Origin of the sequence: Methylobacterium sp. CB376 (assembly GCF_029714205.1) — a bacterium.
Taxonomy (GTDB): domain Bacteria; phylum Pseudomonadota; class Alphaproteobacteria; order Rhizobiales; family Beijerinckiaceae; genus Methylobacterium.
The window spans coordinates 2139210-2152324 of sequence record NZ_CP121648.1 but is presented as its reverse complement, the minus strand read 5'-3'; the positions used below and the strand labels follow the sequence as shown (position 1 = coordinate 2152324).

Below are 13115 nucleotides of genomic sequence, written 5' to 3'. Positions count from 1 at the left end.
CCACAGCGGGTGCTGGATGATGGCGTCGACGCGCTGCGGGCCTCGCAGTCGTTCAGGGGCGGAGCGCCGAGGGTGCTGCCGCCGCTGCAGGCGCCTTCCCCGGCCCTTACAGCGGGCGCGGGGGCGGCCAGCGGACTTCATCCGGGCGTTCGGGGCTCTGCCGGGGTTCTGAGCGGGATCAGGCGCAGTGTGGCCGGCCACCATGGCGAGAGCCGACGTGTTGCTTCTCACCCCCTGCGCAACCGACGCGTATTCGCACGGACCTTCCGGCGGTATCCGCTCACGACGTGGCCGGGCGACTTGCCGGTCGCGAGTTGCATCGCGGCTTCAATAGCCGCCAGCAGTTTCTCGCTCACCATGAGCTGCCCTTCCGTTACCGCGGCGGGTCCGCCCAGCGCGATCTTGGCGAGGCGCAGACTGATCACTGTCTGAGCCTCAACGCCGAGCATCATCAGGTTGACGCCGAGCTTCCACACGGGGCCGAAGTTCGAAGCTGGCAAATTGGTGTTCCTTGTGCGGGAGGAGAAGCGTGGGCTGGCCAACGGGACACGGAGCAGCCCGGCCCGCGCGTGGGGTCTCTGGCGCCGGACGCGTCGAGCCGTTCTCGTTCGCTAGTCGATCGAACCCGTACGGGCCGGCGCCTCAGGCGCGGCACCGAGCTGGGGCTGGCGCGAGGCGGCGACAGGCTGCGGGGAAACACTCAATTCGGACGAAGGCCGCACCTTGGCGGTTTCGCGCGCCATCTCACGGAAGAGAGGTGGGGAGACCGTCATACTTGTGTCGCCAGCGCGGACGGGGGCGGCAGCGGCAGTGATGGCGAACATGCACACGCAGAGCGTGGTGCGCATCGGAACCTCCGAATTTTGAAATCTCTCGCGCCAGATGAGCACCGATTGCTGCATTGCACAATAGGTTATTTGAGCAAGAAATATGGTGCATGGCTAAATATTTTAAGTACTATCGTTCATATGTGCAGGAATGCCACAGGCAGAATGTGATTTTTGCCCATGTTTATGGCAACTTAGCTATTCGGAAGGCCAACCGCGGTGCGGATTTGAGCTTTAAGGCGCTCGTCGCCAGGGCTCCTCATTTCCGAACGTGTGCACCAGCTACGTCGATCTACTTAGCTGGCATGCGTCCGGTACATGTTCAGAATTCTGCCCGCCAGACGCTTCCTCAAGCCACCACTGCGCGTGTGCGCCTACGTGCCTGATCCGGCTGACGTCGAGCCTTGCCCGATCCCTCATGGAACGCCCGCCCTGCCCTTAACCTCGGATCTGGGGTGCGGCGGACATCCCCGCCCCCCCTGACAAGGCCGGCCTGGAGCGCCACGAAGCCCAGAGTGCTCGTCCCGCCGCATGGGCTTGCTGAGATCCAGGGTTCCACAGGCGAAATGCGGGTTTAGTCATCCACGTCCACCTCCTGCTGCTTGCTACAAGCGTGGCAGAAGAGGTCCTGGTAGACGTGCTCGCGTTCCTCCTGGCTGGCCGGCAGTGCGCCACAACGCTTGCAGGTGACCGCCAGACAACGGCTTCGGTTCGAGGCCACTCCTTCGGGCCCATTGCTCAGCTTACTGTTCATGCATTGTACGATGCACTCATATTGCGGTGCAACAATGTCCGCCTACCGCATCAGTTCACCCATCCAGTGTTGGGAACGCCGAGCCACTCCAGCGCGGCCGGGAAGCTTGGAAAGGTGTGGACCGGGTTGAGGAACGGCACCGGCGGTGTCACGCCCGGCGACCACGTCAGCAACTCGATGTGCCAGTCACGTGAGCGGCGGTGCGGCTGCACATCTCGAACGAGGCTCGCGATGATCTCACCGTCGAGCAGGACGTCGTAGGAGCCGGGAGCCAGAGGGACGAGAGTGTAGGTCATCCCGCCCTCCTACGGGGTGCCCCGGCACGAAGGCCAGGAAATTTCAGGCACCGATGCCCCTTCGCGGCGGCTCCAGCGCCGCCTCCAAGGACGAGCCAGGGTCCGCCCGGCGAAATGGTTAACGATCGGTCGGCGGCATGCTGCCGGGCGTGACCCACTATGTTCGGCCAAGCGGACGCTCGCGGCCCGTCGCATGACGCGCACGCATGAGCTTCCAGCCCTGCCGCGCCCCGCTCCCGCGATGGCGCTGCTGCATCTCTAGGTGGCGCCGGCGGGCCTGCGACCCTGCCTCCCGGCAGCCTGACCGGGCGTGTCGCAAAGATGTTTGGCGTAGAAAATCATGCTCCCGGCACGGGCGCACTCCGGTCCGATGGGGCGATATCAGGCCCGTCAAACCGCTTCGCCGACCTCGTCGAAGGGGGGTGAGCAGGCATTGTAACGCGCTGTTCGGAGAAGATCTTTTCGGCTGTTGAACGTTTGCGACACGCCCCGCAGACCCGCCACCTCGCCCGTGGGGGGAGGGTGCAGATCTGCGCAGGGCACGCCTACTGAGAGGGATAGATCTGTGAATCCAGGGCCGCGGAACCCGGGTGAGGCTGCCGGGAGGCAGGTCGCAGACCCGCCACCGCTACCTAGAGGTTCGGGTCAGGATTCGCGGAAGCCGGGCGCGGCAGGGCCGGAAGCTCATGCGTAGCCGTCATGCGACGGATCGCGAGCGTCCGCTTGGCCGAACGCGAAGAGCCACATGGGCCGGGGCGCCGCCTGACTATTCGTGGGCCTGTCGCAAACGCGATGGGGCCCCGCGTTCACGGGCCGTTAGCCATGCCCGCCGAGCTTGCCGCCTCCGCTCCGGAGCCGGCCCATGATCCTCAACACCTTCGCCCTCAAGCTGAAGCGGCAGGCCCGCGGCGACTTCCGGGGCCGGCATTTCGAAGCCACGCTGAAGTGTGCAGGCTGTCTCCTGGTCCCTGCGCTACGCGCTGAGCTACGGCGACATCGAGGAGATGCTCCTGGAGAGGGGTCTCACGGTCGACCACTCCACCATCAACCGCTGGGTGCTGTCCTACGCGCCCGCCAACGAGCGGCGACTTCGCCGCTCCCCAAGCCGCATTGCGGGACCGTGCGCGTGGATGAAACGTACATCAAGGTACGCGGCCAATGGCGCTACCTGTACCGGGCCATCGACAAGCATGGCGAGGCGGTCGACTTCCTGCTCACCGCCAACCGCGACCTGGAGGCCGCCAAGCGCTTCTTCCGCAAGATGCTGCAGGATCAGCCGCTTCTCGCGCCCGACCGGATCGGCACGGACGGCGCCGGCCCCTACCCGCCGGCGATCGCCGAGAGCCGCAAGGAGGGCCTGCTGCCGCGCGCTCCGACCCACCACGTCAGCAAGCACCTGCAGCAGGGGATCGAGAGCGACCACTTCCGGGTGAAGCGGGCGATGCCGCGGGTGGGCGGGTTCCGCTCCTTCCACACGGCCCGGCGCACGATCCAGGGCTTCGAGGCGATGCTGTGGCTGCGCAAGGGCTCCGGGTTCGCGGGCGCGTGGACCGTGCGGGAGCAGAACCACCTGCTGGCCACCTGCTTCGGCCTTCCCGTTGCGAACAAAGCATGAAAGCGGGGCGGCAGAGGTCCTTCTGCGGCCTGAACCCGAGTTTGCGACACGCCCCGCTGGCTCACGAAGCGGGCTGCCGTGGACGAGCCGGCCGCGGACGACTACGTGACCGAGAGGGCGCGGCTGACCGCGGCGCGGGCCGACCTCGCCGGGCTGGAGCTGGCGCAGCTCCGCGGCGAGTTGGTGCCCGCCGACGACATCGAGGCGACCTGGGGCGCGGCGGTCGGCGCGATGCGATCCCGGCTGCTCGCCCTGCCCGCCAAAACGGCGCCGCGGGTCGTCACGATGAGGACCGCGGCCGAGGTCGCCACCCTGATCCGCGGCGAGTTGATAGACATTTTGATCGAGTTGGACGGGATCGAGGTCGCGGTGACGTCGCCGATCCGGTCGGCAGACGCGGAGGCGGACCGCGACCCCGACGAGTAGCTACTTGCCCTTCTGGCCCGCGGCGCGGCGGGACTGGCCGAGGCCGATGCTCTTGGCAAGCTCGGAGCGCTGCGCGGCGTAGTTCGCCGCCACCATCGGGTAGTCGGGCGGCAGGCCCCACTTCTGCCGGTACTGCTCGGGCGTGAGGCCGCGCGTCCTGAGGTGCCGCTTCAGCGACTTGTACTGCCGACCGTCCTCAAGGCTGATGATGAAGTCCGGCGTGACCGTCCTCTTGATCGGCACGGGCGGGACGAGGGGTGCGGGCTCGGCGGCCGACGGCTTGGAGAGCTGGATTAGCGCGTCGTGCACCGAGGCGATCACCCCCGGCAGGTCGCCCATCGGGGTCGCGTTCTTCGACACGTACGCGGCGATGATCGCGGCGGTCAGTTCGATCGCGTCAGTCTCGGAAGCGTTTTCTCGCATCTCGGCCATCTTTTGCCATCTTTGTTGAAGCTTCGAACGATTTGAAGCCGCGCTAGATCGGCAATCAAGCTGGCAAAGTCAAGCGGCACTGACAGTCTTTGCCGCACGATTACGGTATGTAGCCGCTATGTTCTGTGCCCATCTTTGGACTTGTTTTGGTATGGGGAGAGGCGGGCGGCCAGCACTCGGCCGCCCGCCTCCTCCCGTGCTCGCGTGAGCGGGAGGGGCGGGCGTATGAGGTGCACGAACTACTTGGGCGTACCCCTCGCGCCCCCTCGACGGATGGCCCCGAGGCCCATGCTCTTGGCAAGTTCGGAGCGCTGGGCCGCGTAGTTTGGCGCCACCATGGGGTAGTCCCTCGGCAAGCCGTACATCTGCCGATACTCGTCAGGCGTCAGACCGTTCTTGGTGAGATGCCGCTTCATGGACTTGTACGGCTTTGCATCGATGAAGCTGATCAGAGCGTCCGGCGTGATCGATTTGCGGATCTGGGTCGGGGTGGCCTTCGGCTTCTCCTCGACCGGAGGCGCGGCGGGCTTTCCGAGATCGCCGAGAGTGGCACCTACAGCAGCGATCAGGCTCGGCAGGTCGTCTGGCCGAACCGAGTTGTTGGACACGTAAGCGGCTACAATACCAGCAACTAAGCTTATAGATCCTGCGGCCTCAGTATCGGCAAGATTGGCATTGACGTTAGCGTTATTATGTTGACCTCTTTCCATTTCTTTACTCCGTTTTGCCCTGCCATGCTAGAATGGTTCTATATAGCAAAATCGACAATGTGCGCAAGCACATACGCAAGACGTTAGTCTAAGATGCTGCCCCAGTCTTCACATAGGTAATTAGACGATGACAGACGAGAGCTTACGTTTCAGGATTAGCGTCGACGATCAGTTCTCGGCGCCGCTGGCGAAGCTTCAGGGCGCCCTTCAGCGCGTCGCCAAGGACGACAGCGTCGTGTCGTTCCGCGAGGAATGGACCGAGGTCGGCCGGGCCGTCGATAAGGTCGGCGGCGTTCCGGAGGCCGGCGGGGGGCGGAGGTAGCGGCGGCTCCGCGCCTACCCTCGACGGCGCTCTCACGCGGCTCCGGAGCAACGCAGGCATCGGCAGCTGGTGGACGGTGGAGCGGCAGCAACACGCGGTCGACGTGCTTGCGAAGGGCGGCGCCTCGGAGCTGGGCGCGAAGGCCCTGGTGGCGCGCTGGTCGGCCGTGGAGGCCCGCGGCGGCCCGACCTCGGTGAACCCGCGCTCGGGGGCGTTCGGGATCGCGCAGTGTCTATCTCGGGACCGTCTGGCTTCGATACGCGGCTACGCCGGCTTCAACGCGCGGCTCCAGCACGCCCCGCACGAGCTACACACGACCGAGCGCTGGGCCCTCGCGAAGTTCAACGCCGCGACCACCCCGTTCGAGGGCGCGACGGGCGTCCCGATGTCCGAGCGGGTCGAGTGGGTCAAGTCGACAGCGGGCGGCTACTCGCGCCTGCGCGACGACGAGGTCGTGAACGACCTCAAGAACGGTCCTCCCGGCCGCGCCGCGGCGAGCCGGATCGGTGACGCGATCAAGGCGGGGCTGGTCTAGGCATCGTAGGTCCGGTTCCGGGGCAGGGTCGCTATGGGTGGAGGCTGTGTGAAAACGCAAAGGCGGCAGGAGGATCTTCCCTCGATAACCCTGGGCAGCGCCGGAATAGGCACCCAGTTGGCATCTCGGCCGCCATCCAGGATGCTCGGATAACGGCTGTGTAGAAGATTATTCTCCGATTTCGGAGCGCGCCTGAGTTTTCACACGGCCTCGGTGGACAGCGGACCTCAGAACGGCCTGGCTGATTGGGTATTGACCATTGCAGCTGATCGGGTTGTTCACTGACATGCGATGCGCGGGGCTACCGCACGCCGGCGATCCGGCGGCCATGGCGCGAGATCCTGATCATCGCTGCCGGTCCGCCTGCGGGCGGGCAGGGGGCGCCGCGCGCCTCCGCGGGGCGTATCCGCCGACAAAATGAGCTCCTCTGCCGTTCATCTAGGATATTATCATAGGTTATTTTTATCTGGCACCCTGCGATTATACTGAGGTGCATATGAACTCCTCGATTGAGATAATGAATAATGATACTTTTTCTGCAAGTTTTATTGTGAAAACAGCCGCTGATCTATCGACGTCCAGGAGGCTAACATGGCGAAAACGGTTGTGGTCACGCCCGGCCCGAATGGCGGCACACGTACAGATGTCACGGAATTCAACAATGAGATTGTGAATACACAAACACAGTTTGAGGATTTTCAGTACGACACAAATATCTTAGACGGCGGTGTTCATAACAATCATGGAAATGATCACTCTGTTACGCAGTACGATTATACGACTTACGCCTTGTTATTTACAACAGAGGCGACGGGAAATATAGTAAGCAACGCAAATCACTATCATCAAAATACATCAGTTCTCTATAGCGACGCTTTAGGGATAATAACACAGCAGCATAGTATACTAAACTATGGTGATAGTGGTTCAAATATCAACATACTCGTGAGAACAGACGGTGCAATTCAGCATATTCACGACAATACCCATACTGACTCGCCTATCTGAGGGTGACGGGCGCGCCGAAGCAGGTCAATCAGAGTTCGAGCGGCATCCCGTAGCGGCCTGATCCGCGCGGGCGTGTCGCAAACCCGGCTGTGAGGCGCAGAAGGGCGTCTACCGCCCCGCTTTCACACTTTGTTCGCGACGAGAAGACCAAAGCAGCAGGCGAGGAGCTGGTTCTGCTCGCGCACGGTCCACGCGCCGGCAAAGCCGAAGCCCTTGCGCAGCCACAGCATCGCCTCAAAGCCGCAGATCGTGCGGCGGGCCGTGTGGAACGAACGGAAGCCGCCCACCCGCGGCATCGGCCGCTTGACCCGGAAGTGGTCGCTCTCGATCCCCTGCTGCAGGTGCTTGGTGACATGGTGGGTCGGTGCCCGTGGCAGCAGGCCCTCCTTGCGGCTCTCCGCGATCGCCGGCGGGTACGGGCCAGCGCCGTCCGTGCCGATGCGGTCAGGGGCAAGCAGTGGCTGATCCTGCAGCATCTTGCGGAAGAAGCGCTTGGCGGCCTCCAGGTCGCGATTGGCGGTGAGCAGGAAGTCGATCGCCTGCCCGTGCTTGTCGATGGCCCGGTAGAGGTAGCGCCACTGACCCCGCACCTTGATGTAGGTCTCGTCCACGCGCACGGTCCCGCAATGCGGCTTGCGGAAGCGGCGAAGTCGCCGTTCGATGGCGGGCGCGTAGGACAGCACCCAGCGATTGATGGTGGAGTGATCCACCTCCATGCCCCGCTCCAGCAGCATCTCCTCGATGTCGCGGTAGCTGAGGGCGTAGCGCAGGGACCAGGAGACGGCTTGGACGATCAGGGTGGCTTCGAAGTGCCGGCCCCGGAAGTCGCCGCGGGCCTGTCGCTTCAGCTTGAGGGCGACGGCGTTGAGGATCATGGGCCGGCTCCGAGGCGGAGGCGGCAAGCTGGGCGGCTATGGCTAACGACCCGTGAACGCGGGCCCGTTCGTGTTTGCGACAGGCCCCGGTGGAGCAGACAGCCCTCTCGAAGCTGCTCTCGCACGGCTCGGGAGAGAGCTAGGCCTGTGAGGCAGAGGCCAGCGGAACCGTCGCAAGGGCTGCTGAGACGGCAGGGGGTATCGACCGGATCGGCTTACGAGATTCGACAGCTGCCCGCTCGTCACCGTAGCCGACGGATCCAGAGGCGCTCTGCGCGCGGATGAGCGGCAACGACGAGCGTTAGGGCACCGGCAACACCGGCGAGCATCGCGATCAGTTCCAATATGATCTGCGTGCGGCGGTCTGCAGGGCATTCCCGGAAACTTTAACCACCTCGTCCGGCGGTCTGCAGGGCACTCCCGAAATTTTTCATCACCTCACTAACTGAACTACTTAATCCGCCGACAACATTATCAAGCTCACAATCGTTGAGATCACGGTCCTTGAGTTCGCAGGCCATTTCAGAGCCTTGACGATCAAGATCGTGGTGTGTGGGTTCTTTTTTCTCACTCATGTGCGCACCTATAGTTTTGCGCATGGATGCTGATCTGCGCTCGATATCATGAGCCGTATCCAGCAATCGGGAGTATAAACAATCCTTCACACGCCATATGTGTGCAGGCGCACCCTCAGCGCGCGCCCGAATTAGGGGCTGCGCGCATCGCAGGTGGTGCTCCCACACCAGTCGACCGCTAACGCGAACGCGGATCGTCATCGCGTCGGGACACGCATGCAGACCCCGTCGCCAAGGCAGCCGAGTACCGGCAGCAAGCCCAGGATGCGCGAGCGGGCGGCGTGGCTGTCCGTCAGCGAGGTCCGCGAGCAGCTCCTGGAGCTGGCGCAGCGCCTTGGCCCTGGCGGATGCCGAGGATGAGCGGGTGCGCAGGGAGGTCGAGAGGGGCCAGTTCTGGGTGCGCCTTGCGCGCGCGGAGGCTCGCCGCATTCAGGTCCCCGATGCGGTAGCCGACTCGAGTGCCTAGCCGGACGTACGGCGGACCCTCACCCCTGCTGCGCCATCTGCGCAGATAGCGGTCCGACACGCCGAGGTGACCCGCCGCCCCGCGTTCACTCAGCACCCGACCCGCATGTCCACCGCCCGGATCAACAAAAAGGTCGTCCGGGCAGCCGTCGAACATGTTGTTACCCACGCTCTACCTCCAAAAAGGTTGCACGCAGGAACATACAGCTCCTGTATCGAGGCGGAAGGGACCGGAAAGGCCCGCCACTCGACTAGATGCAAGTCTACAAGATATCTATGTGCGGTATCGCCTTATTTTGAACACGGCGCCAATTGCTGAAATGCTGACACCCCTGTCAGGCGAAGTCACCCGGGTGGGGGCTGTCTCGCCTTCGCGATAGCGGGCCGGTAATTCGCCCCGTAGCGCGACCCTGCCTTCGTGCGAGGGCCGCCCCCAAGGGACCCAACCGGAGCGGGGGGGGGGCGGAGCGCAGCCATGCCTTCGCCTCGGCGAGCCCGGCACTGCCTCACGCCGGCTGTCGCGTGCCCGCACCGCCTCCGCCGTCCTCGCGCCTGCTGCGCTGCTGTCTTCACGCCGGTTGTCGCGCGGCAGGCGACCGGGCGCATAGGTGGAACCGGTCCGGCCGCCACCCTTGCGTGGCGCACTGAGTTGGCGATGCTGCGCCCGTCGCTCTTGGAGACCGCCACCTTGCAGCGCGGCAGGCAGCCGGCCCTCCGTGGGGTGGCCTGGCCGTCATCCACCGTGCACTGGACCTCGGCATACTGCGCGTGCCGCGCCTGAGGGCTGTACCGCACGGCTCGCGGACGCGGCAGGCAGCCAGGTGCTCTCTCCCCTCTGTCGCCCGGCCGCCACTCGCCATGCGGCGGCAGCATGTCCGTTTAGGCATACCTTAGAGAGGCACCACTAATGGCTGAGGTGCGCATCACGATCATTGTGCGGTCGAGCACATATATGTTGGGTCAGCCATGCTATGAATTTCATGGCCTAGATACTTGTCGCAAGATGAGGTGACGGCATCCGGCTCACAGATCTGGAGATCTAATATGCCGACAGACAAGCCAGAAATTATAGCCAATGATCATAACGAAATCGACGCTATTACAGATGAGGAGCTTGAAATCGCAGCCGGTGGAACTTCTCATAAAACATCAGCAAACATAAAATCGGTAGATAGTCAGGCCGATTTTTTAAAAATCACAATTTCCAATAGTATGATCTCAGGATATTAGTTTGCAATTCTAGTGACAGTGTGAATTTATTTGCACGAGTGTGGCTAGAAAAAGCAGTTCTCGGTCTTCGCGGCAGAGGGGCTATGAGTATTACACCCATTGACCCCTCGGTTATTATAGTGCTGCTAGGCTATTCACAGACAGTGCGAACAGTTGGACGTACCTGGGAATTTCGGCCCACCAGAAAGCGCGAAACCATCAGCGACCGCTGTGCCGAACGCAACCGTCGCTTTGATGACCGTGGTCGCTATCTTGCCCAGCCCCTCCGGGGTCAGACCGCCCGCGACATGCTCGAGGTCATCATCGGACAGTTCAGAGGGCTGAAGGTCGATGGTAATGAGGGTGCGAGACATGGCCGTATTCCTCATTAGAGATTGGAGTACGATAAGACTTACCCGGCCTTAATCTGTGCGAGATTGCACCTTTGGGCTCGGGAGGCAGAAGGTGCTCGGCTATCCCCGCTTTACGCTTTGTTCGTGATGGAAAATCCGAAGCAGTGCGCGAGCAACTCGTTGTGCTCCCGCACGCCCCAGGCGCCTGAGGACCTCAAGCCCTTATGCGGCCACACATTGACCTCTTCAGACCGTCCGGCTTCCACCATGGCGGGCTCTTCTCGTTCCATAGGCCCGCCTTACGCGAATGGCGCTGCTTCCCGCCGGCCCAGACCCTGTTCTCGCCCGACGAGCTCGCCCTGATGAACCGCTACGCGGATGCGGTGCGGGCGACCCACATCCCGAACGGGACCCGGATGCCGGACGGTGCCCCCGTTCGACGGCGAAGGCTTCGAGTTGCTGACAAGCGCTCTGGGTGTCCTGCTCGTCCATGGAGGCGCGGAGATCGGCTCTGACCTACACGGGCGGGCCGGTCGGTTCGCTCCGGATGGTCTCCTGATCGACGGTTCGCTTTGAATGGTCGGCGCGCCTTTTTGAACCGGCTCCGGGCTGGTCCGGCAGGGCTACACCCAAATCGTACCACACGAACCGGCTGCTCAGGGTGGCAACCGGACCTTGACCTCTGGCCACGAAGCGGATGTTCCGCATCCGACCCAACTTTGCTGCTCACACAAAGGCATGCAGAACATGAAACCAGACACGCGAGCGCTGGACTGAAAGCGCACGCGCTGGCATCATCGAGGCATGACCTTCCTTGTTCACATCGCGGCGACCGCGAGCATGGGGCGAATTAACCGCCCGGCCTGATGCGTCGGGCCGGGACCGTCCGTATGTGAACATCATGCGCTTAGCGTCTCTCAAGGTCGAAATGCATGTCTTTGAACAAACCCACGCTGCACCTTGTGTGCGGTAAGATCGCGGCTGGAAAATCAACTCTCGTCGTGGAATTGGGCCGTCGCCCAAGCACGGTGATCGTGAGAGAAGATCACTGGCTTTCCCGCCTTTATCCCGGAGAACAGAACAGCTTGGCTGATTATGTTCGCAATTCCACACGGTTGCGGAATGCCATCGCGCCGCATTTGGTAGATTTGCTCCGTAACGGGCTCTCACTTGTGCTTGACTTTCCTGCAAATACACCAAGCAGTCGAGCATGGATGCGCACCTTGTTCGAGGACGCGGGATGCGCGCACCAGCTTCACTATCTCAACGTTACAGATGAGATTTGCAAATCCCGCCTGCGTCGCAGAAATGAGAGTGGAGAGCACGAGTTCATCGTCAGTGACGAAGATTATGATCTCTTCACAAGCTTCTTCGTTCCACCGTCCCCCGACGAGGCATTCGAAGTTGTTCTGCACAACCAGTAGCGCGGCCGGACGGGATGCTGATGACCAGCCAGCGCCGGACGCGGCGTGATGCCCGGCGCTCGTCGAGGAGCGAGCGATGAGACGACGCGACATTCTCATCGGGCCTGTCGGCGCCCTGCTCGGCGGCGTAATGGCCCGCGCTGTGCGGGCGCAGTCGCCGACGCTGCCGATGATCGGGTATCTCGGCTCCGAGACGCCCGAGCGCGTTGCCAGCCGGCTCGAGGCCTTTCGCAGGGGGCTCGCCGACGCCGGGTTCGTCGAGGGCCGCGACGTCGCGATCGCCTACCGCTGGGCAGACGGGCGCTACGAGCAGCTGCCCGCGCTCGCCAAGGAGCTGGCGGGCAGCGGGATCGCGGTCCTGGTCGCCCCCGGGGGTGCGCCCGTGGTGCCTGCGGCGCGCGCGGCGACGGGGACGATCCCGGTCGTCTTCGAGGGGCCTGTCGCAAACGCGAACGGGCTCGCGTTCATGGGTCGTTAGCCATACCCGCCCAGCTTGCCGCTCCGCCTCGGAGCTGGCCCATGATCGTGAACGCCCTCGCCCTCACGCTGAAGAGAGAGGCCCGCGGCGACTTCACGGGCCGGCACTTCGAAGCCACTCTCATCGTCCAGGCCGTCTCCTGGTACCTGCGCTACGCCCTCAGCTATCGTGACATCGAGGAGATGCTGCTGGAGAGGGGCATGGAGGTCGACCACTCCACCATCAACCGGTGGGTGCTCGCCTACGCGTCCACCATCGAGCGGCGCCTGCGCCGGTTCCGCAAGCCGCACTGCGGCTCGGTGCGCGTGGACGAGACGTACATTCGGGTCCGGGGTCAGTGGCGCTACCTGTACCGGGCCATCGACAAGCATGGCGAGGCGGTCGACTTCCTGCTCACTGCCAACCCCGACCTGGAAGCGGCCAAGCGCTTCTTCCGCAAGATGCTACAGGATCAGCCGCTTCTCGCGCCCGACCGCATCGGCACCGATGGTGCTGGCCCTTACCCGCCGGCGATCGCCGAGAGCCGCAAGGAGGGCCTGCTGCCACGCGCGCCCATCCACCACGTCACCAAGCACTTGCAGCAAGGGATTGAGAGCGACCACTTCCGGGTCACGCGGGTGGGCGGGTTCCGCTCCTTTCACACAGCGCGGCGGACGATCCAGGGCTTCGAGGCGATGCTGTGGCTGCGCAAGGGCTTCGGGTTCTCAGGGGCATGGACCGTTCGGGAGCAGAACCAGCTGCTCGCGCAGTGCTTCGGACTTCCCGTCGCGAACAAAGCATGAAAACGGGGCGGCAGACGCCCTTCTGCTGC

16 protein-coding genes and 1 pseudogene are annotated in these 13115 nt (G+C 63.5%); 9 read left to right on the top strand and 8 right to left on the bottom strand.

Translation table 11 applies throughout. From position 1 onward, the window contains the following. Positions 1 to 227: 227 nt before the first annotated feature. The 3 genes from QA634_RS09615 to QA634_RS09605 all read right to left on the bottom strand — a co-directional run bounded on the left by QA634_RS09615 (position 228) and on the right by QA634_RS09605 (position 1877). The gene (locus QA634_RS09615) at positions 228 to 476 is read right to left on the bottom strand and encodes a hypothetical protein (protein ID WP_012331781.1); all 249 of its coding nucleotides are present in this window, start codon (positions 474 to 476) and stop codon (positions 228 to 230) included. Between the two features lie 135 nt (positions 477 to 611). Next, the gene (locus QA634_RS09610; protein ID WP_050777474.1) at positions 612 to 848 is read right to left on the bottom strand and encodes a hypothetical protein; all 237 of its coding nucleotides are present in this window, start codon (positions 846 to 848) and stop codon (positions 612 to 614) included. 783 nt (positions 849 to 1631) lie between these two features. Continuing rightward, positions 1632 to 1877: a hypothetical protein gene (locus tag QA634_RS09605; RefSeq protein ID WP_012331779.1), complete on the bottom strand. Its 246-nt coding sequence runs from the start codon at positions 1875 to 1877 to the stop codon at positions 1632 to 1634. 862 nt (positions 1878 to 2739) lie between these two features. Here QA634_RS09605 and QA634_RS09600 point away from each other — a divergent pair. Together QA634_RS09600 and QA634_RS09595 are read left to right on the top strand one after the other, a co-directional pair. After that, positions 2740 to 3492: pseudogene (locus tag QA634_RS09600) on the top strand (IS6 family transposase). A gap of 78 nt (positions 3493 to 3570) precedes the next feature. Then, a complete protein-coding gene (locus QA634_RS09595) occupies positions 3571 to 3918 on the top strand; it encodes a hypothetical protein (RefSeq protein WP_012331778.1) in 348 nt (115 codons plus the stop codon). On the opposite strand, the gene QA634_RS09590 is transcribed toward QA634_RS09595, so the two are convergent. Further along, positions 3919 to 4350: a MucR family transcriptional regulator gene (locus QA634_RS09590; RefSeq protein WP_012331777.1), complete on the bottom strand. Its 432-nt coding sequence runs from the start codon at positions 4348 to 4350 to the stop codon at positions 3919 to 3921. 239 nt (positions 4351 to 4589) lie between these two features. After that, entirely contained in the window at positions 4590 to 5060 is a 471-nt protein-coding gene (locus tag QA634_RS09585) for a MucR family transcriptional regulator (RefSeq protein ID WP_012331776.1), read from the bottom strand. A 127-nt stretch (positions 5061 to 5187) separates the two neighbouring features. On the opposite strand from QA634_RS09585, the gene QA634_RS09580 reads away from it, so the two are divergent. From QA634_RS09580 to QA634_RS09570, 3 genes are all read left to right on the top strand, one after another. Then, complete coding sequence (locus QA634_RS09580; protein WP_012331775.1) at positions 5188 to 5382, top strand: hypothetical protein; 195 nt, start codon at positions 5188 to 5190, stop codon at positions 5380 to 5382. 76 nt (positions 5383 to 5458) lie between these two features. Then, positions 5459 to 5917 carry a hypothetical protein gene (locus QA634_RS09575; protein ID WP_012331774.1) on the top strand — a complete coding sequence of 153 codons (459 nt, stop codon included), beginning with the start codon at positions 5459 to 5461 and terminating at the stop codon, positions 5915 to 5917. 591 nt (positions 5918 to 6508) lie between these two features. After that, positions 6509 to 6925, top strand: a complete 417-nt coding sequence (locus QA634_RS09570) for a hypothetical protein (protein WP_150108619.1) — start codon at positions 6509 to 6511, stop codon at positions 6923 to 6925. A gap of 122 nt (positions 6926 to 7047) precedes the next feature. On the opposite strand, the gene QA634_RS09565 is transcribed toward QA634_RS09570, so the two are convergent. Further along, the gene (locus QA634_RS09565) at positions 7048 to 7800 is read right to left on the bottom strand and encodes an IS6-like element ISMtsp2 family transposase (RefSeq protein WP_012331773.1); all 753 of its coding nucleotides are present in this window, start codon (positions 7798 to 7800) and stop codon (positions 7048 to 7050) included. 386 nt (positions 7801 to 8186) lie between these two features. Then, entirely contained in the window at positions 8187 to 8375 is a 189-nt protein-coding gene (locus QA634_RS09560; RefSeq protein ID WP_150108618.1) for a hypothetical protein, read from the bottom strand. 1509 nt (positions 8376 to 9884) lie between these two features. Between QA634_RS09560 and QA634_RS09555 the strand changes: the two genes are divergently transcribed. Then, entirely contained in the window at positions 9885 to 10070 is a 186-nt protein-coding gene (locus QA634_RS09555; protein WP_150108617.1) for a hypothetical protein, read from the top strand. Between the two features lie 134 nt (positions 10071 to 10204). Here QA634_RS09555 and QA634_RS09550 read toward each other — a convergent pair whose 3' ends face one another. Continuing rightward, a complete protein-coding gene (locus QA634_RS09550) occupies positions 10205 to 10423 on the bottom strand; it encodes a hypothetical protein (RefSeq protein ID WP_150108616.1) in 219 nt (72 codons plus the stop codon). A 911-nt stretch (positions 10424 to 11334) separates the two neighbouring features. On the opposite strand from QA634_RS09550, the gene QA634_RS09545 reads away from it, so the two are divergent. From QA634_RS09545 to QA634_RS09535, 3 genes are all read left to right on the top strand, one after another. Next, a complete protein-coding gene (locus QA634_RS09545) occupies positions 11335 to 11826 on the top strand; it encodes an AAA family ATPase (protein ID WP_012331771.1) in 492 nt (163 codons plus the stop codon). Between the two features lie 76 nt (positions 11827 to 11902). Continuing rightward, on the top strand, positions 11903 to 12304 hold the full coding sequence (locus QA634_RS09540; protein ID WP_012331770.1) for an ABC transporter substrate-binding protein: 402 nt from the start codon (positions 11903 to 11905) through the stop codon (positions 12302 to 12304). A gap of 41 nt (positions 12305 to 12345) precedes the next feature. After that, a complete protein-coding gene (locus QA634_RS09535; protein WP_012331769.1) occupies positions 12346 to 13086 on the top strand; it encodes an IS6 family transposase in 741 nt (246 codons plus the stop codon). Positions 13087 to 13115: the final 29 nt, after the last annotated feature.